At 56.9% G+C, this 19,406-nt stretch carries 19 protein-coding genes; 8 read left to right on the forward strand and 11 right to left on the reverse strand.

Features of this window, described 5'->3' with window-relative positions; all coding sequences use genetic code 11:
* Window positions 1-2: 2 nt before the first annotated feature.
* A complete protein-coding gene (rfaD, locus tag LBF07_RS12010) occupies window positions 3-935 on the reverse strand; it encodes an ADP-glyceromanno-heptose 6-epimerase (RefSeq protein ID WP_013094908.1) in 933 nt (310 codons plus the stop codon).
* Between the two features lie 215 nt (window positions 936-1,150).
* Here rfaD and kbl point away from each other — a divergent pair, with 215 nt between their 5' ends.
* Both kbl and tdh read left to right on the forward strand, forming a co-directional pair.
* Complete coding sequence (gene kbl / locus LBF07_RS12015) at window positions 1,151-2,347, forward strand: glycine C-acetyltransferase (protein ID WP_024906617.1); 1,197 nt, start codon at window positions 1,151-1,153, stop codon at window positions 2,345-2,347.
* Window positions 2,348-2,356: 9 nt separating this feature from the next.
* The gene (gene tdh / locus LBF07_RS12020; protein ID WP_023309906.1) at window positions 2,357-3,385 is read left to right on the forward strand and encodes an L-threonine 3-dehydrogenase; all 1,029 of its coding nucleotides are present in this window, start codon (window positions 2,357-2,359) and stop codon (window positions 3,383-3,385) included.
* A gap of 27 nt (window positions 3,386-3,412) precedes the next feature.
* Here the strand turns inward: tdh and LBF07_RS12025 are convergent, their stop codons facing one another.
* Together LBF07_RS12025 and LBF07_RS12030 are read right to left on the reverse strand one after the other, a co-directional pair.
* Window positions 3,413-4,327: a hypothetical protein gene (locus tag LBF07_RS12025; RefSeq protein WP_224435037.1), complete on the reverse strand. Its 915-nt coding sequence runs from the start codon at window positions 4,325-4,327 to the stop codon at window positions 3,413-3,415.
* A 15-nt stretch (window positions 4,328-4,342) separates the two neighbouring features.
* A complete protein-coding gene (locus tag LBF07_RS12030; protein WP_094935085.1) occupies window positions 4,343-5,548 on the reverse strand; it encodes a glycosyltransferase in 1,206 nt (401 codons plus the stop codon).
* 205 nt (window positions 5,549-5,753) lie between these two features.
* Between LBF07_RS12030 and LBF07_RS12035 the strand changes: the two genes are divergently transcribed.
* Window positions 5,754-6,554 carry a glycosyltransferase family 2 protein gene (locus LBF07_RS12035; protein ID WP_039261118.1) on the forward strand — a complete coding sequence of 267 codons (801 nt, stop codon included), beginning with the start codon at window positions 5,754-5,756 and terminating at the stop codon, window positions 6,552-6,554.
* 3 nt (window positions 6,555-6,557) lie between these two features.
* On the opposite strand, the gene LBF07_RS12040 is transcribed toward LBF07_RS12035, so the two are convergent.
* The 3 genes from LBF07_RS12040 to gpmM are packed head-to-tail and all read right to left on the reverse strand — an operon-like array spanning window position 6,558 to window position 10,331.
* The gene (locus LBF07_RS12040) at window positions 6,558-7,490 is read right to left on the reverse strand and encodes a divergent polysaccharide deacetylase family protein (protein ID WP_094935086.1); all 933 of its coding nucleotides are present in this window, start codon (window positions 7,488-7,490) and stop codon (window positions 6,558-6,560) included.
* A gap of 3 nt (window positions 7,491-7,493) precedes the next feature.
* Entirely contained in the window at window positions 7,494-8,753 is a 1,260-nt protein-coding gene (envC, locus tag LBF07_RS12045; protein ID WP_229231479.1) for a murein hydrolase activator EnvC, read from the reverse strand.
* A gap of 33 nt (window positions 8,754-8,786) precedes the next feature.
* The gene (gene gpmM / locus LBF07_RS12050) at window positions 8,787-10,331 is read right to left on the reverse strand and encodes a 2,3-bisphosphoglycerate-independent phosphoglycerate mutase (RefSeq protein ID WP_094935087.1); all 1,545 of its coding nucleotides are present in this window, start codon (window positions 10,329-10,331) and stop codon (window positions 8,787-8,789) included.
* A 247-nt stretch (window positions 10,332-10,578) separates the two neighbouring features.
* Between gpmM and LBF07_RS12055 the strand changes: the two genes are divergently transcribed.
* The 5 genes from LBF07_RS12055 (at window position 10,579) to cysE (ending at window position 13,688) form a co-directional block, all read left to right on the forward strand.
* Window positions 10,579-11,010 carry a rhodanese-like domain-containing protein gene (locus LBF07_RS12055; RefSeq protein WP_023309913.1) on the forward strand — a complete coding sequence of 144 codons (432 nt, stop codon included), beginning with the start codon at window positions 10,579-10,581 and terminating at the stop codon, window positions 11,008-11,010.
* A gap of 11 nt (window positions 11,011-11,021) precedes the next feature.
* Window positions 11,022-11,273, forward strand: coding sequence for a glutaredoxin 3 (grxC, locus tag LBF07_RS12060; RefSeq protein WP_023309914.1), 252 nt, complete (start codon window positions 11,022-11,024; stop codon window positions 11,271-11,273).
* A gap of 32 nt (window positions 11,274-11,305) precedes the next feature.
* A complete protein-coding gene (gene secB / locus LBF07_RS12065; RefSeq protein WP_003860835.1) occupies window positions 11,306-11,773 on the forward strand; it encodes a protein-export chaperone SecB in 468 nt (155 codons plus the stop codon).
* Window positions 11,773-12,792: an NAD(P)H-dependent glycerol-3-phosphate dehydrogenase gene (gene gpsA, locus LBF07_RS12070; RefSeq protein WP_023309915.1), complete on the forward strand. Its 1,020-nt coding sequence runs from the start codon at window positions 11,773-11,775 to the stop codon at window positions 12,790-12,792. The genes secB and gpsA overlap by 1 nt, the downstream gene beginning before the upstream one ends.
* A 74-nt stretch (window positions 12,793-12,866) precedes the next feature.
* Window positions 12,867-13,688, forward strand: coding sequence for a serine O-acetyltransferase (cysE, locus tag LBF07_RS12075; protein ID WP_008502718.1), 822 nt, complete (start codon window positions 12,867-12,869; stop codon window positions 13,686-13,688).
* On the opposite strand, the gene trmL is transcribed toward cysE, so the two are convergent.
* From trmL to lldP, 5 genes are all read right to left on the reverse strand, one after another.
* Window positions 13,685-14,158, reverse strand: a complete 474-nt coding sequence (trmL, locus tag LBF07_RS12080; RefSeq protein ID WP_048980280.1) for a tRNA (uridine(34)/cytosine(34)/5-carboxymethylaminomethyluridine(34)-2'-O)-methyltransferase TrmL — start codon at window positions 14,156-14,158, stop codon at window positions 13,685-13,687. The two genes, cysE and trmL, sit on opposite strands and share 4 nt — an antisense overlap.
* 45 nt (window positions 14,159-14,203) lie before the next feature.
* Window positions 14,204-15,544, reverse strand: coding sequence for an aromatic acid/H+ symport family MFS transporter (locus LBF07_RS12085; protein ID WP_094935088.1), 1,341 nt, complete (start codon window positions 15,542-15,544; stop codon window positions 14,204-14,206).
* A 182-nt stretch (window positions 15,545-15,726) separates the two neighbouring features.
* On the reverse strand, window positions 15,727-16,914 hold the full coding sequence (lldD, locus tag LBF07_RS12090; protein ID WP_094935089.1) for a quinone-dependent L-lactate dehydrogenase: 1,188 nt from the start codon (window positions 16,912-16,914) through the stop codon (window positions 15,727-15,729).
* The gene (gene lldR / locus LBF07_RS12095; RefSeq protein ID WP_023294814.1) at window positions 16,911-17,684 is read right to left on the reverse strand and encodes a transcriptional regulator LldR; all 774 of its coding nucleotides are present in this window, start codon (window positions 17,682-17,684) and stop codon (window positions 16,911-16,913) included. The genes lldD and lldR overlap by 4 nt, the downstream gene beginning before the upstream one ends.
* The gene (gene lldP / locus LBF07_RS12100; protein WP_023309919.1) at window positions 17,681-19,336 is read right to left on the reverse strand and encodes an L-lactate permease; all 1,656 of its coding nucleotides are present in this window, start codon (window positions 19,334-19,336) and stop codon (window positions 17,681-17,683) included. The genes lldR and lldP overlap by 4 nt, the downstream gene beginning before the upstream one ends.
* Between the last annotated feature and the right edge of the window lie 70 nt (window positions 19,337-19,406).

The raw sequence follows: 19,406 nt of genomic DNA on the forward strand, positions 1-19,406 counted from the left end.
ACTTATGCGTCGCGGTTCAGCCAGGCCATATATTCCGTTACGCCTTCGGCAACGGTCTTGAACGGCTTGTCGTAGCCTGCGGCGCGCAGGTTGGTCAGGTCAGCCTGGGTGAACGCCTGATAACGGCCTTTCAGCTTGTCAGGGAACGGAATGTACTCGATGCTGCCTTTTTTGTGATACGCCAGCGTTGCGTCAGCCACCGCCTGGAAGGACTCCGCGCGGCCGGTACCCAGGTTGAAGATGCCGGATACGCCGTTTTCCCAGAACCACAGGTTCACTGCGGCAACGTCGCCCACGTAAACGAAGTCGCGCTTAAAGCCGTCGCTGCCTTCGAACAGTTTCGGGCTTTCGCCGTTATTCAGCTGGGTGTTCAGGTGGAACGCCACGCTCGCCATGCTGCCTTTGTGGCCTTCGCGCGGTCCGTACACGTTGAAGTAACGGAAGCCGACGATCTGCGAGTTCGCTTCAGGCAGCACCTGACGCACGTACTCGTCGAACAGGAATTTGGAGTAACCGTAGACGTTCAGCGGCTGTTCATACTCGCGGGATTCGATAAAGTCCGAGGTGCGGCCACCGTAGGTTGCCGCGGAGGAGGCATACAGGAACGGAATTTCACGCTCCAGGCAGTAGTGCAGGAGCTCTTTGGAGTACTGATAGTTATTGTCCATCATGTACTTGCCGTCCCACTCGGTGGTGGAAGAACACGCACCTTCGTGGAAGATGGCTTCGATCTCGCCGAACTCTTCGCCTGCCATAATCTGGATAAGGAAGTCTTCTTTATCCATGTAGTCAGCGATGTTCAGATCCACCAGGTTGACGAACTTGGTGCCGTCTTTCAGGTTGTCAACCACCAGGATGTCGGTGATGCCTTTGTCATTGAGAGCCTTAACAATATTGCTGCCGATAAAGCCCGCGCCGCCGGTAACGATGATCATAACTGTAACCTTTGAAGTGTGGAGCCCGGGGACAATCCCGGACGCTAATGTCTCTATCATATCATTAGTATGGCTGCCCTTCAGCCATTCACCTTCACAGCGCAGGGGTACGCGTGATTTATGCTGCAAAAACGACAAGAGATGACGTGTCATCTCGTCATGAACTATAGGTTTGGGTAATATGTCCCGAAATTTGCCGAGTCTGGAGAATTGCAATGCGTGGTGATTTTTACAAACAGTTAAACAGCGACCTCGACACCGCACGTGCGGAAGGGTTGTTCAAGGAAGAGCGTATTATCACGTCTGCCCAGCAGGCGGACATCACCGTTGCCGACGGCAGCCATGTGATCAACTTTTGTGCGAACAACTACTTAGGTCTTGCGAATCACCCTGAGCTGATTGCCGCTGCAAAAAACGGCATGGACACCCACGGTTTCGGCATGGCCTCCGTACGCTTTATCTGCGGTACGCAGGACAGCCACAAGCAGCTTGAGCAAAAGCTGGCGAGCTTCCTCGGAATGGAAGACGCGATTCTGTACTCCTCCTGCTTCGACGCCAACGGCGGTCTGTTTGAGACCCTGCTTGGCGCAGAAGATGCGATTATCTCCGACGCCCTGAACCACGCCTCCATCATTGACGGCGTACGCCTGTGCAAAGCGAAGCGTTTCCGCTACGCCAACAACGACATGGTCGAGCTGGAAGCGCGCCTGAAAGAGGCTCGTGAAGCGGGGGCTCGCCACGTGCTGATCGCCACCGACGGCGTGTTCTCCATGGACGGCGTGATCGCCAACCTGAAGGGCGTGTGCGACCTGGCGGATAAATACGACGCGCTGGTGATGGTTGATGACTCTCACGCGGTCGGTTTTGTCGGCGAAAACGGCCGCGGTTCCCACGAATACTGTGACGTGATGGGCCGCGTGGATATCATCACCGGTACGCTGGGCAAAGCGCTCGGCGGCGCGTCCGGCGGCTATACCGCCGCGCGTAAAGAGGTGGTCGAGTGGCTGCGCCAGCGCTCTCGCCCGTACCTGTTCTCCAACTCCCTGGCGCCGGCCATTGTTGCCGCCTCCATCAAGGTGCTGGAGATGGTGGAGTCCGGCGCTGAGCTGCGCGACCGCCTGTGGTCCAACGCCCGTCTGTTCCGTGAAAAAATGAGCGCCGCAGGGTTTACCCTGGCCGGTGCTGACCACGCGATCATTCCGGTGATGCTGGGCGATGCGGTCGTCGCGCAGCAATTTGCCCGCGAACTGCAGAAAGAAGGGATTTACGTCACCGGGTTCTTCTTCCCGGTGGTGCCAAAAGGTCAGGCGCGTATCCGCACCCAGATGTCTGCGGCGCATACGCCTGAACAAATTGAACGTGCGGTGGAAGCCTTTACCCGCATCGGCAAACAGCTGGGCGTAATTGCCTGAGGACGTGTGATGAAAGCGTTATCCAAACTGAAAGCGGAAGAAGGGATTTGGATGACCGACGTGCCGGAGCCGGAAGTCGGTCATAACGATCTGCTGATCAAAATTCGTAAAACCGCCATCTGCGGTACTGACGTTCACATCTACAACTGGGACCAGTGGTCGCAGAAAACCATTCCGGTACCGATGGTTGTCGGTCACGAATATGTCGGTGAAGTGGTGGGTATCGGCCAGGAAGTGAAAGGCTTCCAAATTGGCGACCGCGTCTCCGGTGAAGGCCATATTACCTGCGGCCACTGCCGTAACTGTCGCGGCGGGCGTACGCACCTGTGCCGTAATACCATTGGCGTGGGCGTAAACCGCCCGGGCTGCTTCGCGGAATACCTGGTGATCCCGGCGTTTAACGCGTTCAAAATTCCGGACAATATCTCTGACGACCTGGCCTCCATCTTCGACCCGTTCGGCAACGCGGTGCACACGGCGCTCTCCTTCGACCTGGTCGGTGAAGACGTGCTGGTCTCCGGCGCGGGCCCAATCGGCATTATGGCCGCTGCGGTGGCGAAGCACGTGGGCGCGCGCAACGTTGTGATCACCGACGTGAACGAATACCGTCTGTCGCTGGCACGCAAAATGGGCGTCACCCGTGCGGTGGATGTCTCGAAAGAGAGCCTGACCGACGTGATGGAAGAGCTGGGCATGACCGAAGGCTTTGACGTGGGTCTGGAGATGTCCGGTGCGCCACCGGCGTTCCGCACCATGCTCGACACCATGAACCACGGTGGCCGTATCGCGATGCTGGGTATTCCGCCGTCAGACATGTCTATCGACTGGAACAAAGTCATCTTCAAGGGGCTGTTCATCAAGGGCATCTATGGCCGCGAGATGTTCGAGACCTGGTACAAGATGGCGGCGCTGATCCAGTCCGGTCTGGATCTGTCCCCAATTATTACTCACCGTTTCTCCATCGATGAGTTCCAGCAGGGCTTCGACGCGATGCGTTCCGGCCAGTCAGGAAAAGTGATCCTGAGCTGGGATAAGTAATCAAAAAGGGGCCTGAGGCCCCTTTTTTCACTGATTCTTTTTCTCTTCGTCCGTCAGGTAACGCACCTTGCGGGTGTAGTCCTGACCTTTGAACAGCAGTTTGTTATCCGGCGATTCAAGGTACTTCTGCCATTCGGAGAGAGGGAAACCGCCGTGCGCGCCAATCACCTCTTTCGGTACAACGGCTTCCTGACCGCCAATTTTTTTCGAGACCGGCCAGTTCATCCAGTCACCCAGGTTAACTGTTTTTAGATCCAGCATGTCCAGCAGCGCGGCGAGCGGCAGCTGATCGGTCGGCGGCTGCGTGTCGTCCATCAGCTCCCAGGTATCCTGGAACAGCGTCAGCCACAGCGGGCAGATACGGCGCCAGGTTTTTTTGGTTGCCGCAAGAAACGCGCCGTTAACGTGATCGACCAGATACGGGCGCACCGTCTCCTTGTAATACGCCGGCACTTTTTCCTCTGGCGCACCGTCCAGCTTGGCAATCATTTTGCCCTGACGGAAGCTGGAGTAGATATGCATATCGGCCATGTTGATCTCGGGCATCTTGAGCAGGTTGAGATCGGAATCGATCATCAATACCCCTTCACCGCGAGCCTGCAGCGGGGCGTTAAGCTTCACCAGACGGCTGAGGTAGATCTGCTTATAGCGGTAGCTTTCCTCACGTACGGGAAGATTTAGCGTCACTACGCGGGTTTTCGGCGGCAGTACCCCAAAGGCAGATTCAGGCTGATCGCTGACGATGACGATTTCGCTCACCCCGGTGGCATAACGTTCCGCGAAGGTGGCAGAGAGTAATGTTTCTTCGACGAAATCTGCACCGGTACACGGAATCACAATAGAATCCACCGCAGCAAGCGCGCCCGTCACGGGCAGAGAGCTGTAAGGAATGTTGTGTCGCCCGGTGATATGACGATAGCGAGCATTAAGAAATTTAAACATAGTTATCTCGTTTGGTTAGTGCGCGCCAAGCACGGCTTCGACACCGCTGACATAGTTTTCGATGGCATAGGTATGACAGACGTTCTGGTATGCAGCCGCAGCCAGCCGAGCCCGCAGGTCAGCATCTGCCCAGATATTGTCCAGATGCTGTGCAAGCTGTGAAACATCGCTCCAGGGGAAGAGCAGCCCTGTTGAATCATGATCAATCAATTCCGCCGTGCCGGTCACCTGAGAGCCAATAACGGGGATATTGAGAAGCATCGCTTCCAGCACCACGCGCGGCAGCCCTTCGCTTTTTGAGGCCAGAATAAAGGCGTCAAACGTAGCGAGGTAATTAAATGGGGTATTCTGAAAACCGGTGAAGATGACGTGGTTTTCAATTCCCAGCGTTCGGGCCTGTTCCGCTAAAGCGCGGCGTTCGGCACCTTCGCCGACCAGCACCATTTTCCATTTCGCCTCGGGATGCTTCTGGCTGAACTGTGCCAGCGCCTCCAGCGTGTGGTGGTTGGCTTTGCGAGGGATTAACGACCCGATACTGCCGAACACAAACGTGTCGTCATCAATATTCAGGCGCTGGCGCATTGCGCGTCGGTCAGGTAAAGGCTGGTGGATGTCGATGGCATTATTGACCGTCGTACACAGTTCGGGCCGGACGCCATGCTGAAGCAACACGCGTTCAACGCCGTGCGAGACGGCGATGATTTTTGTGGCATGGGCATTAACCAGCTTTACCAGCGGCGGGGTCAAAACGGGCTCAATGCGGCAGTGCTGGATCAACCGCGCCTGCAGGTTCGCCGCCGCCAGATAGCCTTCCTCGTTTGAGCCCGGCTGGTTATTCATATAGAGCGTATCGAAACCGCCCTGCGTGAAAAGGGTCTCGATTTTGCTGACGTTAGGCCTGATGCGCCACATGATATCCACGTGACGCGTCAATGCCTTGCGGGCGCTGCGTGAGAAAAACAGCAGGCTACGTCCCGCTTCCTTCAACAATTTGGCCCAGACCGGCTGCGGACGTTGAGGGATCACGATGAGCGGGATGCCGATGCCGTTGAGCACCTGGCCAATCGTCTCACCTTCAGCACGACTATAATCACTGTAAAAACAACAGGTAATATCGAATTTATCGCGATTGATTCGCTTCAGGAGCTCAAGCATACTGTTGGTGCCTCCCCCCCATTCTTTACCCGTATCCAGGAGGAGAATTTTACTTTTGTGCGGCATGTCTGAATCCGTGTGCTACCCTTCATCTGACTGCATTATAAAGAATCTGTTGAAATAAAATAGATTTTTCTATTTTATTGCTCTTGAGAATTAGACAAAATTTCAAGCGTGCTTATTTGAAAAGTGTGATTCAGGACTTTAATCGTCTCTACTCATTTATATAGTATTAATAATATTAATTTAGGCTGCTATTGAGAGTGGGAAAATGTTTAAAATAACGGTCTGCTTATTAACGTTTAATTCTGAAAGATTATTGCACGATGTTATCCCGCCTCTTTTGAAAATAGCGGATGAAATTGTCGTGGTCGATTCTGGCAGTACGGACAAAACACGATATATTTGTGAAAGTTTTGGACTGCTACCTGTCTATAAAAAATTTAGCTGGCATGGCGAGCAGATGAACCATGCTATATCCTTAGCCAGCAATGACTGGGTCCTGTGCATCGACAGCGACGAAATTCTTGACCAGGAAACGGTTAATGCCGTTTTAACGTTAAAAGCAGGCGATGAGCCAGACCCCGGAATGGCATGGCGAATATGCCGCCACTGGTTTGTTCTGGGTGAAGAAGTCCGGACGATTTATCCAGTTTCATCCCCTGATTATCCTGTGCGTCTTTTTAATCGTAAACAGTCCCGGTTTAATAACAGGCCGGTAGACGATCAGGTCGAAGGTTTTCTCCGTTGTGAACGTATTCCGGGTTATGTAAAACATGATACGTTTCCCACGCTGCATGAGCTTTTTAACAAATTAAATTGTTATACAACCCGCCTGGTTCAACATCAAAAAATACGGCCCTCTATAGGGCGCGGCGTAATCAGCGCCATCGGGGCTTTTTTCAAATGGTATCTGTTTAGCGGCGCCTGGCGTAAGGGCAAAGTGGGGGTGGCGACGGGACTGTATGCCACAGCCTATAGCTTTTTGAAGTATTTCAAATCCTGGTATCAGCATCAGGAAAAAAAAGAGTCCGTTGCTAACGAGCAGACGGACTCTCAGATTGCGAAATAAGCGTCAGGCTTTCTTACCCCATCCCTGCCACTGCTGCTGGACGTATTTCACCAGGGTACTGTTACTGATGCTGTCTCCGATGACGGAGAAGAAGCGGGTCGCATAGACCGGTTCAAGCGGTTGCTTCGGTACACAGCGCTTCACGCCGCGGAACGGATTACGCGGCGCTGTTGGGACGGGCTGCGCAGAATTTGGTGTAGAGGTATCTACCTGCGGCTCGTTCAGCAGATCGCTCGGACGCACCAGCGTGATATCGGCAGGCAAGGTCGGCAGCATCTGCTGCAGGACGCGAACGGTAGACGGGTGCGGGTGACCGATGGCGATGGCTGAGCCATTGCGGCGGGCCAGTTGTACCGCGCGATTAAACTGCATGCGGATATCGGCTTCGTTCTGGGTATCATCCAGGAACACCTTGCGCTTAATCACCTTTACGCCCGTTCCCTGAGCGGCACGCATCGCCTGGCTGTTGCCGATGGTCATGCTGTCGAGGAAGTAGAGATTGTAACGCTCCAGCGCCTGCATCACTTTGAGCATCCCGTACAGGCTTGATGTCATCGCGCTGCCCATATGGTTGTTCAGCCCTACGGCATACGGCACTTTGTTGTAGGCGTCGCGGATGATGCGCTCGATCTCCTCGCTGCTCATGTCCGGGCGCAGGGTGTCTTTTTCCAGCGGCTGCTTGCTGAGCGGGGCCATCGGCAGGTGGATCAGCACCTGATGACCGCTGTTATGGGCTTTGGTCGCCATCTCACGCGCGTGGGGCGCATTTGGAAGGACGGCGACAGAGATGGCCGACGGCATCGCCAGCACCTGATTTTCATAGTGTGGACGATAACCGAAGTCATCAATCACGATAGCGAGTTTACCTGCGTATACTGGTGCAGCCAGCGCCAGCACGCTGACGACGGAGAAAACCATTCGACGAAATTGAAGCAAAACTTATCTTCCCAACCACGGCTGTGGATTGACCGCCTGACCCTGGCGACGAATTTCGAAATAGAGTGACGGGCGGCCCTGACCGCCACTGCTGCCCACAAGGGCGATGGGTTGGCCTGCGCGCACCTGCGTGCCGACGCTGACCAGCGCGCTCTGGTTGTAGCCGTAAAGGCTCATGTCACCTTTACCGTGTTCGACCACCACCACCAGTCCGTAACCCTGCAGCCAGTCGGCCAGAATCACGCGGCCATCGGCAATGGCTTTTACTTCGCTACCTTCAGACGCACCGATAACTATCCCTTTCCAACGTAGCTCACCCTGCAGCTGTTCGCCATAGCGATGCAGAATTGAACCGCGAACGGGCCAGAAAGCCTGACCGCGAGGAGAGCCCAAACCGCCGGTACGCGACATCAGGGAACGTTCGCTCTCGCTTGGTTTGTAGGTAGTTCCTTTGCGGGACGCTTCCTGCTGCTTATCGCGAACGGCCTGCGCCTCGCGAGCCTCTTTTTCGGCGCGCGCTTTCGCCGCCGCTTCCGCACGGGCGATGCTGTTACGCAGTTTTGATTCGTTGGCGCGCATTTCGCTGAGCTGGCTCTGACCTTCCTGAATGGAGGATTCAAGGCCGGAAAGGGTTTTCTTACGCTCGTTGCGCGCCTGCTCAAGCTTCGCCTGCTGGGCCTGCTGATCGTAAAGCAGCGTCTGCTGCTGGCTCTGCTTCTCTTCCAGCTCGGCTTTTTGCGTGGAGACCTCTTCGCGCGTCTGCTTCAGCTGCGCGATCGTCTCCTGACGCGCCTGGTTGAGATAGCCAAAGTAGGCCTGCAGGCGCTGGCCGCGCTGGCTCTCTTCGCCGCTGAGGATCAGCTGGAGTCCGGTATGTTCACCCTGGCGGAATGCGGCATCAAGCTGTGCGGCAAGATTACGCTCCTGCGCGTCACGCTGGCGCTCGAGTTTGGCAATCGACGCGTTCATCTCGTCGATCTGTTTATTCAACTGGGCGAGGGTGTTTTGTGTTTCACGGAGTTTACGCGTGGCGGCGGAGATCGCCTCTTCCTGCTGCTTGAGCTGGGCGAGCAGGGCGGAGCGCTGCTGCTGCTGCTGGCGTACCGCACGCTCTTTGGCGGCGATATCGGCCTGAATGGATTTTAGCTGGTCGCGGTCATCCGCGTGGGCGGATGCGGCGCACAGCAATACGCCAGCGCTGAGTGCGCTGGCGTAAAACAGAGGTCTGACTGATAACCTAAGCGGCTTCACGACCCATGTGATTGAAAAAATCGCCTTTCCCCTCATGGGGAGCGATTATTCCACGATGAACAGCGGCTTACCAGTCATCTCTTCAGGGATCGGCATACCCATCAGCGACAGCATGGTTGGCGCGATGTCAGAAAGCTTGCCGCCTTCCACTGCTTTCAGTGATTTATCACCCACATAAATCAGCGGAACAGGCAGGTTGGTATGGGCCGTGTGCGCCTGGCCGGTCGCCGGGTCGCGCATCTGTTCAGCGTTACCGTGGTCAGCGGTGATCAGCAGCTGGCCGCCAACGGATTCAACCGCTTTCGCTACCTGCTCAACGCAGTGGTCCAGCGCTTCAACCGCTTTTACTGCTGCTTCCATCACCCCGGTATGCCCAACCATGTCGCCGTTCGGGTAGTTACAGATGATGGTGTCGTACTTACCGCTCTTGATGGCCGCAACCAGTTTTTCCGTCAATTCTGCAGAGCTCATTTCTGGCTGCAGATCGTAGGTAGCGACTTTCGGAGAGTTGATCAGAATGCGGTCTTCGCCTTTGAACGGCTCCTCAACGCCGCCGTTAAAGAAGAAGGTCACGTGCGCGTATTTTTCAGTTTCGGAAATACGCAGCTGCGTTTTGTCGTTCTTCGCCATCCACTCGCCAAAGGTGTTTGCCAGAGATGCTGGCGGATACGCGCAAGGCGCTTTGATGTCTGCGGCGTATTCAGTCAGCTGGATGAAATTGAGGTTTACCACTTTCTTACGGGCGAAACCGTCGAAGTCGCTGTTGACGAACGCACGGGTGATTTCACGCGCGCGGTCAGCGCGGAAGTTCATGAAGATCAGCGCGTCGCCATCTTCCATGGCGGCGTCGGCCTGGCCTTCAGCACGAATCACGGACGCTTTCACGAATTCGTCGTTTTCATCACGTGCATAGGCCGCTTCCAGCGCCTCAACGGCGGTCGCGAACTGGAACTCACCTTTTGCCAGGGTCATCAGGTCATAGGCCTGTTCAACGCGATCCCAGCGGTTGTCGCGGTCCATAGCGTAGTAACGGCCAATGATGGACGCTACGCGGCCTTTACCCAGCGCGGCGAATTTCTCTTCGAAGGCTTGCAGAGAGCCTTTTGCGCTACGTGGTGGCGTATCGCGACCGTCCAGGAAGGCGTGCAGATAGATTTTTTCTGCACCGCGCTCGGCGGCCAGTTCAACCATCGCCATGATGTGATCTTCGTGGCTGTGAACGCCGCCAGCAGAGAGCAGGCCCATGATGTGTACGGCCTTGCCAGCGGCAACGGCTTTATCGACCGCGCCAGACAGCGTTGGGTTGGAGAAGAAGGTGCGTTCTTTAATTTCAACGTCCAGACGCGTCAGATCCTGATACACAATACGCCCGGCGCCCAGGTTTACGTGACCGACTTCGGAGTTGCCCATCTGGCGGTCCGGCAGGCCCACTTCCAGGCCAGACGCGTCAATCAGCGTATGCGGACGTTTCGCCCACAGGGCATCCATGACCGGAGTTTTGGCGTTGAAAATAGCGTTATCCTGGCTATCTTCACGGTAGCCATAGCCATCCAGAATCACCAGTACCATAGGTTTTTTAGAAACCGACATTGCGACAACCTCATGCTCAAGAGTCAAAATTTGCGTAATTTTACTACAGCTGAATCGATCAAATAGCCGCAGAAGATCAAAGAAAGCGCAGGGGCAAGATGTTCACCAGACCATTTTGAGGCATTTTTTTAGGTGGCATGCCGCAGAAAATGGATTAGGTTATGGTCGCTGGCTGTATTTGCCAGAACGCACAGGTATACTCCTGTCCTGGTTTTTTTTATCACTTAGTCGGGAGTAGTTACCCTCCATGCAAGAAATTATGCAATTCGTTAGCCGCCATCCGGTTCTGAGCATCGCGTGGATTGGCCTGCTGGCTGCTGTGCTGTTCACCACATTTAAGAGCCTGACGTCTAAAATTAAGGTTATCACCCGTGGTGAAGCGACGCGTCTGATCAACAAAGAAGATGCCGTCGTGGTCGATCTGCGTCAGCGTGACGATTTCCGCAAAGGTCACATTGCGGGCGCAATCAACCTGCTGCCAGCTGAAATCAAAGCGAACAACGTTGGTGAGCTTGAGAAACACAAAGCCCAGCCGATTATCGTTGTCGATGCGACCGGCATGCAGGCACAGGAATCTGCCAGCGCGCTTCATAAAGCAGGCTTCGAAAACGTAACGGTGCTGAAAGAAGGTATTTCCGGCTGGAGCGGGGAAAATCTTCCTTTGGTACGCGGTAAATAAGGAGTTCAGTCATGGCCAATATTGAGATCTATACCAAAGCGACGTGCCCGTTCTGTCATCGTGCGAAAGCGCTGCTGAACAGCAAAGGCGTCACGTTCCAGGAACTGCCGATCGACGGTGACGCGATTAAACGCGAAGAGATGATCAAACGTAGTGGTCGCACGACGGTTCCGCAGATTTTTATTGATGCGCAGCACATTGGCGGCTGTGATGACTTGTATGCGCTCGACGCCCGTGGTGGACTCGATCCGCTGCTGAGCTAAGAGACTTTAGGACAATTAAAAAGGGTATTTCCATGTCAGAACAAAACAACACCGAGATGACTTTCCAGATCCAGCGTATCTACACCAAGGACGTCTCTTTCGAAGCGCCAAATGCGCCACATGTTTTCCAGAAAGATTGGCAGCCAGAGGTTAAACTTGATCTGGATACCGCATCTACCCAACTGGCAGATGACGTGTATGAAGTCGTGCTGCGTGTGACCGTTACCGCGTCTCTGGGTGAAGAAACTGCATTCCTGTGTGAAGTACAGCAGGGCGGCATCTTCTCTATCGGCGGTATCGAAGGCAACCAGATGGCGCATTGCCTGGGTGCGTACTGCCCGAACATTCTGTTCCCGTATGCGCGTGAATGCATCACCAGCCTGGTTTCTCGCGGTACATTCCCGCAACTGAACCTTGCGCCAGTTAACTTTGATGCGCTGTTCATGAACTATCTGCAGCAGCAAGCTGGCGAAGGTGCTGAACAACATCAGGATGCCTGATGAGCACTGTTAATGCGTCAATGACTGTGATCGGTGCCGGCTCATACGGCACCGCTCTTGCCATCACGCTGGCAAGAAATGGTCACGAAGTGGTTCTCTGGGGCCACGACCCAAAACATATCGCAACGCTGCAACGCGACCGTTGTAACGTGGCGTTTCTTCCGGACGTTCCGTTCCCCGACTCCCTGCACCTTGAAAGCGACCTTGCGACCGCGCTGGCGGCCAGCCGCAACATTCTGATTGTGGTTCCGAGCCATGTATTTGGCGACGTGCTCCGTCAGATTAAGCCGCTGATGCGCCCGGATGCGCGCATTGTCTGGGCGACAAAAGGACTGGAAGCCGAAACCGGACGCCTGCTGCAGGACGTTGCCCGTGAAGCGCTGGGTGATGAGATCCCGCTGGCGGTCATCTCCGGCCCGACCTTTGCCAAAGAGCTGGCCGCTGGCCTGCCGACGGCGATTTCGCTGGCCTCCACCGATCAGGCCTTCTCCGACGATCTTCAACAGCTGCTGCACTGCGGCAAGAGCTTCCGCGTCTACAGCAACCCCGATTTTATCGGCGTGCAGCTGGGCGGTGCGGTGAAGAACGTGATTGCGATTGGTGCCGGAATGTCAGACGGCATTGGTTTTGGTGCCAATGCGCGTACGGCGCTGATCACCCGAGGGCTGACCGAAATGTCCCGCCTGGGCGAAGCGCTGGGTGCCGATCCTGCCACCTTTATGGGGATGGCTGGCCTGGGCGACCTGGTGCTGACCTGTACCGACAACCAGTCTCGTAACCGCCGCTTTGGCATGATGCTCGGACAGGGCAGCGATGTTAAAGGCGCGCAGGAGAAGATTGGTCAGGTGGTTGAAGGCTACCGCAATACCAAAGAAGTCCGCGAGTTGGCGCACCGTTTCGGTGTCGAAATGCCAATAACCGAGGAAATTTATCAGGTATTGTATTGCGGAAAAAATGCGCGCGAGGCAGCATTGACCTTATTAGGTCGCGCGCGCAAGGACGAGCGCAGCAGTAACTAGTCGGAACCGTTGTCACCTGAATGACCCAGCCAGCGCAGAACTGGCTGGTCATTAACTATCGTCTGGAGTAAGCAATGCCGTGTGAAGAACTGGATATCGTCTGGAACAATATTAAAGCCGAAGCCCGGGCGCTGGCCGACTGCGAGCCTATGCTGGCCAGTTTCTACCACGCGACGCTACTCAAGCACGAAAATCTCGGCAGCGCGCTGAGCTATATGCTCGCCAACAAACTGGCTTCCTCGATCATGCCTGCTATCGCCATTCGTGAAGTGGTGGAAGAGGCTTACGCCGCAGACCCGGAAATGATCGCCTCTGCCGCCTGCGATATCCAGGCCGTGCGCACGCGTGACCCGGCGGTCGATAAATATTCTACGCCGCTGCTGTACCTGAAAGGCTTCCACGCCCTGCAGGCTTACCGCATCGGCCACTGGCTGTGGAATGAAGGCCGCCGCGCGCTGGCGATCTTCCTGCAAAACCAGGTTTCCGTGACGTTCCAGGTCGATATTCACCCGGCGGCAAAGATTGGCCGCGGGATCATGCTCGACCACGCCACCGGGATTGTCGTCGGGGAAACGGCGGTCATTGAAGATGACGTCTCGATCCTGCAGTCGGTTACCCTGGGCGGTACCGGTAAAACCAGCGGCGATCGCCATCCGAAAATCCGTGAAGGGGTGATGATTGGCGCGGGTGCCAAAATCCTCGGCAATATCGAAGTCGGGCGCGGCGCGAAGATCGGCGCAGGCTCCGTGGTGCTCCAGCCCGTGCCGCCGCATACCACCGCCGCTGGCGTACCGGCGCGCATCGTCGGTAAACCAGACAGCGATAAGCCGTCCATGGACATGGATCAGCACTTCAACGGCATTCACCATACGTTCGAGTATGGTGACGGCATTTAACTTCTGAGAATGGCGCCCGGATACCCCAGCTGGCGCCAGGCTTCATACACCACCACCGACACCGCGTTCGACAGGTTCATGCTGCGGCTGTCCGGCATCATCGGAATACGGATTTTCTGCTCGGCGGGCAGGGCATCCAGGATCGTGGCCGGCAGGCCGCGGGTTTCCGGGCCAAACATCAGATAGTCACCTGCCTGATAGCTCACGGCGCTATGCGCTGGCGTGCCTTTGGTGGTCAGGGCGAACATGCGCTGCGGCTTCTCGGCTTCCAGAAACGCGGCGTAATCGTGATGGCGAACGACGGCGGTAAATTCATGATAATCCAGCCCTGCGCGACGCAGGCGTTTGTCGTCCCACGTAAAGCCCATCGGCTCAATGATATGCAGACGAAAACCGGTGTTCGCACACAGGCGGATAATATTGCCGGTATTTGGCGGAATTTCTGGTTCGAATAAAACGATGTTAATCATGCTGCCCCCTTAATTGCGGGGGCAGAATAGCAGAAAAGAGAGGAACTACGCGACGCCGGGTTCCTGCGAGCGGCTGTACAGCATTTTGTAGAGGGTTGCCGCAGCGGCCACCAGAGCGGGCACGCTGAGGATCATTAAAATACTGTCTGCCTGCCACTGCATAGCGAGAAGCTGGGCGCTGGTCATGGTTCCCGCCACGCCGCCAAAGCGGCCGATCCCCTGCATCCAGGCGATGCCCGTCGCGCGGCACTCGGTAGGGTAAAAGGTGGCGGCCAGGGTTTGCATGCCCGATTGCGCGCCGTTCATCGCGATCCCCATCAGGAAAATCAGCCCGCCAAACAGAGCGATATGGTTATGCTCAATACCCAGTAAAAGAATAAGGCCCATTGTCAGCACGAAACCACACGCGACCACTTTATGCGCTTCCCAGCGGTCCATCATCCAGCCCGCGAGCAGAATGCCTGCGGTGCCGCCGAAGGTGAACAGCGAGGTGAGCCAGGCGGATTCCGCCAGAGCATAGCCCATCCCCTGCATCAGCGTTGGCATCCAGCTAAGCAGGACGTAGTAAATCACCAGCCCCATAAAATAGGTCACCCACAGCATCAGGGTGCCGGGCAGCCAGGGCATGGAAAAGAGCTGCGACACGCTCCCTTTTTTAGAGGCGACTTTCTCCTCCGCCAGGAAGAAGCCCGTGACGCTATCCAGCGTGCTGCGGGCGAACCGGCTGGCGATGCGGCGGACCTGCATGACGTCTTTCCCGCGCTGCACCAGAAACTTCACGGACTCCGGTAAAAACAGCCCCAGCAGCAGCGTTAAAATCAGCGGCGCAATCGCCCCGGTCAGCAGCACGCTTCGCCAGCCGTGATGGGGGATAAGCCAGGAAGAGATCGCGCCGCCGCCCGCCGCACCGAGAGGGAAGCCGCAGTACATGGTATTAATCGCCATGGCGCGACAGCGCTGGGGGGCAAACTCGGAGATTAGCGTGATGGCGTTCGGCATTGCGGCGCCGAGGCCGAGGCCCGTCAGAAAGCGCCACAGCGTGAGCGTATTCAGACTTTGCGCCCAGGCCGTCCCCAGGCTCGCAAGGCCGAAGAACAGGCACGAAAAGACCAGCACGCGCTTGCGCCCCATCCGGTCCGATACCGGACCGGCAATCAGCGCGCCCAGCGACAGCCCCAGCAGCGCCGCGCTCAGCACCGGCCCCAGATCCTGTTTATGTATCCCCCATTCTGCCGACAGCGTAGGCGCGATGTAACCCATCGCCGCCGTATCAAAACCATCGATCGCCAGAACCAGAAAGCCCAGCACAATGAGCAGCCAGTGAAACCCTGAAAAGGAACTCTCATCGATCACCTGCTGAATATCCACCTTACCTGAATACGCCATACGCTCCCCTCCGATCTGATGTTGTTTTTGTGTTCTTGTATTTGCTTGTCTATACAATTGCGGACGGCAGGTGGATGTCAAATTTTCTTATCCAATATGTTATCTGGATGTTATTTTTGGCGTAAAAAAGCGCCCGAGGGGGAAATCGGGCGCGTGAGAAAGGTATATTAACGGAGGAGAATTTACGCCGCGTTTCCCTGAGCAAGTGGCGCCAGCGCCGCCGGTAATTTATTTAACTCCTGTACCAGGGAATCTTTACTGATTTCGCTAATCGTTCTTGCACCTGTCAGCGTCATCGCTACCTTCATCTCTTTTTCGATCAGGTTGAGCAGATTCGCCACCCCTGCCTGGCCCGCCGTCGCCAGCGCATACAGATACGCGCGCCCCAGCAGCACGCTGTCGGCGCCCAGCGCAATCATTCGCACCACGTCCAGCCCGTTGCGGATGCCGCTGTCGGCCAGGATCGCAATATCGCCTTTCACCGCATCGGCGATGGCCGGCAGGGCGCGTGCGGAAGAGAGCACACCGTCAAGCTGGCGTCCGCCGTGGTTAGATACCACAATCCCGTCTGCGCCAAAGCGGACCGCGTCGCGGGCATCTTCCGGATCGAGGATCCCTTTGATCACCATCGGGCCGTCCCAGAACTCGCGGATCCACTCCAGGTCTTTCCACGAGATCGACGGATCGAAGTTGTTCGCCAGCCAGCCAATGTAATCCTCCAGCCCGGTCGGTTTACCGAGGTAAGCCGAGATATTCCCGAGATCGTGCGGACGACCGTTCAGGCCGACATCCCACGCCCACTGCGGGTGAGTAACCGCCTGCCAGTAACGACGGAGCGCAGCGTTAGGGCCGCTCATGCCGGAGTGCGCATCGCGGTAGCGCGCCCCGGGCGTTGGCATATCGACGGTAAAGACCAGCGTGGAGCAGCCCGCCGCTTTGGCGCGCTCGAGCGCGTTGCGCATAAAGCCGCGATCGCGCAGGACGTACAGCTGGAACCACATCGGGCGCTTGATGGTCGGGGCGACCTCTTCAATCGGGCAGACGGACACGGTGGAAAGGGTAAACGGAATGCCTTTGGCATCCGCCGCCGCGGCCGCCTGCACTTCACCGCGGCGGGCATACATGCCGCATAAGCCCACAGGCGCGAGCGCCACGGGCATGGAGAGCGTTTCGTTGAACAGCTTTGTCTCAAGGCTCAGGTCAGACATATTCTTCAGCACGCGCTGGCGCAGGGCCACTTCCGACAGATCTTCCACGTTGCGGCGCAGGGTATATTCGGCATACGCCCCGCCGTCGATATAGTGGAACAGGAACGGGGGCAAAATGCGCTGCGCCGCGGCGCGATAGTCACTGGCTGCTGAAATAATCATGCTTTGTTCTCCCTGGAAATATCACTGTCGCCAGGCAGACGGGTAATACGCGCCTGTCGGGCCTGGTCTTCATCGAATCGTTTAATGGTGGTGTGCACGAAACCGAGATGCGCCATCATCGCTTTGCGCGCGGCCTCGGCATCACCGGCGAGAATGGCGTTGAGCACCGCCTCGTGCTGTTCGGTCAGTTGGGCAAACACTGGCGGAACCAGATACATGCGCTGGCGGCTCTGCTTCACGGAGGATTGCAGCAGGTCGAAGAACCCGCGCATGGTCTGGAGCAGCACCACGTTGTGCGACGCCTCGGCAATCGCCAGGTGAAAACGGACGTCCGCCTGGGAGGCGATGTCCGGGTCGCTGCTTTGCGTGGCCTCAAAGCAGGCGATGAGTTTCTCTTTGTCGGCGTCGGTTGCCCGCATCGCCGCGTGCCAGGCGGTACTGGTTTCGATGGCGTGACGCGCTTCAAGGATGTCGAAGCTGTAGTCCGGGTCGTTCTCCATCAGCGTCTTCAGCGGCTGCACGATGTTTTGCTCGGACCAGTCGTCATGCTGCCAGCGCACAAAGGTGCCGCCGCCGCGACGGCTCACCAGCACGCCTTCGCTGACCAGCGTCGCCAGCGCCTCGCGCAGTGAATTGCGCGACACGCCAAGCTGGGCGGCAAGCTGGCGTTCGGCGGGCAGCTTCATGCCCGCTTCAAGCTGTTGTTCTTCAATCAGCGCCCGCACGCGAGAGGCAATCTCGTCGGACAGGCGTCTGGGCATCACTATCATGGGATCATCCAGGTTAAGACATAGGCCTGCAGGGTGGTGATCACCCCGACCATGCAGGTGAATATCAGGCTGTGTTTCACGGTAAAGCGGAACAGATCCGACTCTTTACCGACCAGTCCCACCGCCGCACAGGCAATGGCGATGGATTGTGGAGAGATCATTTTCCCGGTCACGCCGCCGGTGGTGTTCGCGGCCACCAGCAGGACGTCCGACACGCCAATCTGCTGGGCTGCCGTTGCCTGCAGCGCGGCAAACAGGGCGTTAGACGAGGTATCGGAACCGGTCAGGAACACCCCCAGCCAGCCGAGGAACGGCGAGAAGAAGGTGAAGGCGTGGCTGGTATGGGCCAGCGCCAGCGCCAGCGTCGATGACAGGCCGGAGTAGTTCGAGATAAACGCGAACGCCAGCACCATGCCGATGGAGTAAATCGGCAGCATCAGCTCTTTAACGGTCGCGGCAAAGGTCTGCACCGCGGCCGCAGGCTTCATGCGCAGCCACACTACGGAAAGGATCGCGGCAAACAGGATGGCGGTACCGGTGGCGGAGAACCAGTCGAATTTATAGACCGCGGCATACGGCGTAGCGGCGTGCACCACCGGCGGCATACGGGCGACCATCTTGTCGAGGAACGGTACGGAGATGTTAATCACCATGTCGTACAGCGCGCCGCCCGGGGCGAACAGGGCTTTAAAAGGCGGGATGCTCCACAGGGTCACCGTTGCGGTCAGGAACAGGAACGGCGACCAGGCGCGGATCACCTGTCCTGCCGTATAGCCCGTACGGGCCAGGGTTTGATCAACCTGCGAGGCGCCCATGTCGGCGAAGCGGAAAATACGCACCGGCTGCCAGCGCTTCAGGAACAGCGTCAGACAGACCAGCGACACCAGCGAAGAGATGATGTCCGGCAGCTCCGGGCCGAGGAAGTTCGAGCTGAGGTATTGAGCGATAGCGAACGAACCGCCCGCCACCATCACCGCAGGCCAGGTCTCCTTCACGCCGCGCCAGCCGTCCATAATCGCCATGATCCAGAACAGGACGATAATGGTCAGGAAGGGCAGCTGGCGGCCAACCATCTGGCCGATCTCGAAGCTGTCCAGCCCGGTGACCTGTCCGGCCACCAGAATCGGAATACCCATCGCGCCAAACGCAACCGGCGCGGTGTTCACAATCAGGCACAGACCGGCGGCATAGAGCGGGTTAAAGCCCAGACCGACCAGCAGCGCGGCGGTGATCGCCACCGGTGCGCCAAAGCCTGCCGCACCTTCCAGAAACGCCCCGAAGGAGAAGCCGACAATCAGCATCTGCAGGCGCTGGTCCGGCGTGATGGAAAGAATCGACGAACGGATTATGTCGAACTGCCCGGTTTTCACCGAGATTTTATAGACAAACACCGCCGCGATGATGATCCACGCAATCGGCCACAGGCCGTAGAAGAAACCGTAGACGACGGAGGCCAGCGCGCGATCGACCGGCATTTTATAGAAGAACAGCGCCACCATCAGGGCGATAGCAACGGTATACGTCGCGGCGAGGTAGCCCTTCAGCTTGAGCTTAATCAGCGCAAAGAAGAAGAACAGGATCGGAAGCGATGCGATCAGGCTCGACAGCCAGATATTTCCGGCCGGGTCGTAGTTTTGTTGCCAGAGGCTCATGCAGGTCTCCTGGGGACCAGACAGCCTGCGCTGCGGGTGAGTCTCCGCTCAACTCTGCGTCACAGGTTGT

Source organism: Enterobacter cloacae complex sp. ECL352 (assembly GCF_020149545.1).
Taxonomy (GTDB): domain Bacteria; phylum Pseudomonadota; class Gammaproteobacteria; order Enterobacterales; family Enterobacteriaceae; genus Enterobacter; species Enterobacter asburiae_B.

Bases quoted from the DNA above. Each gene is read 5' to 3' on its own strand.
- LBF07_RS12030 (WP_094935085.1), bottom strand. From the start codon at position 5,548: ATGCCGCACAAAAGTAAAATTCTCCTCCTGGATACGGGTAAAGAATGG.
- lldP (WP_023309919.1), bottom strand. From the start codon at position 19,336: ATGAGCCTCTGGCAACAAAACTACGACCCGGCCGGAAATATCTGGCTG.
- LBF07_RS12035 (WP_039261118.1), top strand. From the start codon at position 5,754: ATGTTTAAAATAACGGTCTGCTTATTAACGTTTAATTCTGAAAGATTA.
- LBF07_RS12025 (WP_224435037.1), bottom strand. From the start codon at position 4,327: ATGTTTAAATTTCTTAATGCTCGCTATCGTCATATCACCGGGCGACAC.
- gpmM (WP_094935087.1), bottom strand. From the start codon at position 10,331: ATGTCGGTTTCTAAAAAACCTATGGTACTGGTGATTCTGGATGGCTAT.
- LBF07_RS12055 (WP_023309913.1), top strand. From the start codon at position 10,579: ATGCAAGAAATTATGCAATTCGTTAGCCGCCATCCGGTTCTGAGCATC.
- lldR (WP_023294814.1), bottom strand. From the start codon at position 17,684: ATGATAGTGATGCCCAGACGCCTGTCCGACGAGATTGCCTCTCGCGTG.
- LBF07_RS12085 (WP_094935088.1), bottom strand. From the start codon at position 15,544: ATGGCGTATTCAGGTAAGGTGGATATTCAGCAGGTGATCGATGAGAGT.
- kbl (WP_024906617.1), top strand. From the start codon at position 1,151: ATGCGTGGTGATTTTTACAAACAGTTAAACAGCGACCTCGACACCGCA.
- grxC (WP_023309914.1), top strand. From the start codon at position 11,022: ATGGCCAATATTGAGATCTATACCAAAGCGACGTGCCCGTTCTGTCAT.
- gpsA (WP_023309915.1), top strand. From the start codon at position 11,773: ATGAGCACTGTTAATGCGTCAATGACTGTGATCGGTGCCGGCTCATAC.
- rfaD (WP_013094908.1), bottom strand. From the start codon at position 935: ATGATCATCGTTACCGGCGGCGCGGGCTTTATCGGCAGCAATATTGTT.
- lldD (WP_094935089.1), bottom strand. From the start codon at position 16,914: ATGATTATTTCAGCAGCCAGTGACTATCGCGCCGCGGCGCAGCGCATT.
- tdh (WP_023309906.1), top strand. From the start codon at position 2,357: ATGAAAGCGTTATCCAAACTGAAAGCGGAAGAAGGGATTTGGATGACC.
- secB (WP_003860835.1), top strand. From the start codon at position 11,306: ATGTCAGAACAAAACAACACCGAGATGACTTTCCAGATCCAGCGTATC.
- cysE (WP_008502718.1), top strand. From the start codon at position 12,867: ATGCCGTGTGAAGAACTGGATATCGTCTGGAACAATATTAAAGCCGAA.
- trmL (WP_048980280.1), bottom strand. From the start codon at position 14,158: ATGATTAACATCGTTTTATTCGAACCAGAAATTCCGCCAAATACCGGC.